Consider the following 3319-nt stretch of genomic DNA (forward strand, 5'->3'; position numbering starts at 1 on the left):
TTGCTTCAGAACTAACACAGTGGACGCGAGCAACTGAGGACAAGCCCTCGGCCTATTAGTACCGGTCAGCTCCACCCCTTACGGGGCTTCCACATCCGGCCTATCAACCCAGTCGTCTACTGGGAGCCTTACCCTCTCAAGGAGGTGGGAATACTCATCTCGAAGCAGGCTTCCCGCTTAGATGCTTTCAGCGGTTATCCCTCCCGAACGTAGCCAACCAGCCATGCCCTTGGCAGGACAACTGGCACACCAGAGGTTCGTCCGTCCCGGTCCTCTCGTACTAGGGACAGCCCTTCTCAATATTCCTACGCGCACAGCGGATAGGGACCGAACTGTCTCACGACGTTCTAAACCCAGCTCGCGTACCGCTTTAATGGGCGAACAGCCCAACCCTTGGGACCGACTCCAGCCCCAGGATGCGACGAGCCGACATCGAGGTGCCAAACCATCCCGTCGATATGGACTCTTGGGGAAGATCAGCCTGTTATCCCCGGGGTACCTTTTATCCGTTGAGCGACGGCGCTTCCACAAGCCACCGCCGGATCACTAGTCCCGACTTTCGTCCCTGCTCGACCCGTCGGTCTCACAGTCAAGCTCCCTTGTGCACTTACACTCAACACCTGATTGCCAACCAGGCTGAGGGAACCTTTGGGCGCCTCCGTTACCCTTTGGGAGGCAACCGCCCCAGTTAAACTACCCATCAGACACTGTCCCTGATCCGGATCACGGACCGAGGTTAGACATCCAGCACGACCAGAGTGGTATTTCAACGGCGACTCCACCATGACTGGCGTCACGGTTTCACAGTCTCCCACCTATCCTACACAAGCCGAACCGAACACCAATATCAAACTGTAGTAAAGGTCCCGGGGTCTTTCCGTCCTGCTGCGCGAAACGAGCATCTTTACTCGTAGTGCAATTTCACCGGGCCTATGGTTGAGACAGTCGAGAAGTCGTTACGCCATTCGTGCAGGTCGGAACTTACCCGACAAGGAATTTCGCTACCTTAGGATGGTTATAGTTACCACCGCCGTTTACTGGCGCTTAAGTTCTCAGCTTCGCCAGGACGAATCCTGACTAACCGGTCCCCTTAACGTTCCAGCACCGGGCAGGCGTCAGTCCGTATACATCGCCTTACGGCTTCGCACGGACCTGTGTTTTTAGTAAACAGTCGCTTCTCGCTGGTCTCTGCGGCCACCCCCAGCTCACGGAGTAAATCCGATCACCAGGCGTGGCCCCCCTTCTCCCGAAGTTACGGGGGCATTTTGCCGAGTTCCTTAACCATAGTTCACCCGAACGCCTCGGTATTCTCTACCTGACCACCTGAGTCGGTTTAGGGTACGGGCCGCCATGAAACTCGCTAGAGGCTTTTCTCGACAGCATAGGATCATCCACTTCACCACAATCGGCTCGGCATCAGGTCTCAGGCTATGTGCTGTCCGGATTTGCCTAGACAGCGCCCTACACCCTTACCCCGGGACTACCACCGCCCGGGCTGGACTACCTTCCTGCGTCACCCCATCGCTTACCTACTACCACCTTGGGTCGACGGCTCCACCACTTTCCTTTCCCCGAAGGGTCCGGAACGGCTTCACGGCCTTAGCATTAATGGGCTCGATATTGGGCGTTTCAAAGCGGGTACCGGAATATCAACCGGTTGTCCATCGACTACGCCTGTCGGCCTCGCCTTAGGTCCCGACTTACCCTGGGCAGATCAGCTTGACCCAGGAACCCTTAGTCAATCGGCGCACACGTTTCTCACGTGTGTATCGCTACTCATGCCTGCATTCTCACTCGTGAACCGTCCACAACTCGCTTCCGCGGCTGCTTCACCCGGCACACGACGCTCCCCTACCCATCACAGCACCCGTTGGGGCTATACGCTGCAATGACACGACTTCGGCGGTACGCTTGAGCCCCGCTACATTGTCGGCGCGGAATCACTTGACCAGTGAGCTATTACGCACTCTTTCAAGGGTGGCTGCTTCTAAGCCAACCTCCTGGTTGTCTCTGCGACTCCACATCCTTTCCCACTTAGCGTACGCTTAGGGGCCTTAGTCGATGCTCTGGGCTGTTTCCCTCTCGACCATGGAGCTTATCCCCCACAGTCTCACTGCCGTGCTCTCACTTACCGGCATTCGGAGTTTGGCTAAGGTCAGTAACCCGGTAGGGCCCATCGCCTATCCAGTGCTCTACCTCCGGCAAGAAACACACGACGCTGCACCTAAATGCATTTCGGGGAGAACCAGCTATCACGGAGTTTGATTGGCCTTTCACCCCTAACCACAGGTCATCCCCCAGGTTTTCAACCCTGGTGGGTTCGGTCCTCCACGAAGTCTTACCTCCGCTTCAACCTGCCCATGGCTAGATCACTCCGCTTCGGGTCTTGAGCGTGCTACTGAAGCGCCCTGTTCGGACTCGCTTTCGCTACGGCTTCCCCACACGGGTTAACCTCGCAACACACCGCAAACTCGCAGGCTCATTCTTCAAAAGGCACGCAGTCACGACCCATTGGGTAAACCCAATGAGCGACGCTCCCACGGCTTGTAGGCACACGGTTTCAGGTACTATTTCACTCCGCTCCCGCGGTACTTTTCACCATTCCCTCACGGTACTATCCGCTATCGGTCACCAGGGAATATTTAGGCTTAGCGGGTGGTCCCGCCAGATTCACACGGGATTTCTCGGGCCCCGTGCTACTTGGGTGTCTCTCAAACGAGCCGCATGAATTTCAGCTACGGGGGTCTTACCCTCTACGCCGGACCTTTCGCATGTCCTTCGCCTATCCATACGGTTTCTGACTCGTCCCGTCGCCGGCAGACGACGGAAGAGAGATCCCACAACCCCGCATGCGCAACCCCTGCCGGGTATCACACGCATACGGTTTGGCCTCATCCGGTTTCGCTCGCCACTACTCCCGGAATCACGGTTGTTTTCTCTTCCTGAGGGTACTGAGATGTTTCACTTCCCCTCGTTCCCTCCACATGCCCTATGTGTTCAGGCATGGGTGACAGCCCATGACGACTGCCGGGTTTCCCCATTCGGAAACCCCCGGATCAAAGCCTGGTTGACGGCTCCCCGGGGACTATCGTGGCCTCCCACGTCCTTCATCGGTTCCTGGTGCCAAGGCATCCACCGTGCGCCCTTAAAAACTTGGCCACAGATGCTCGCGTCCACTGTGTAGTTCTCAAACAACGACCAGCCACCCACCACCCCACCGGACAAGCCGACGAGTTCACTGGGGCCGGAATCATGAAGATACAAGCCATACGGCCGTACCCTCAGACACCCAACAACGTGCCAGGCACAGCCCGTTCCT

The 3319-nt window shown here is 57.1% G+C and carries 1 rRNA gene; it reads right to left on the minus strand.

What is annotated here, in order from left to right:
* Positions 1-35: 35 nt before the first annotated feature.
* Positions 36-3159, minus strand: a 23S ribosomal RNA gene (locus ACIQFX_RS39060).
* Between the last annotated feature and the right edge of the window lie 160 nt (positions 3160-3319).

The sequence above is a fragment of the Streptomyces sp. NPDC093089 genome (genome assembly GCF_044754405.1).
GTDB lineage: Bacteria > Actinomycetota > Actinomycetes > Streptomycetales > Streptomycetaceae > Streptomyces.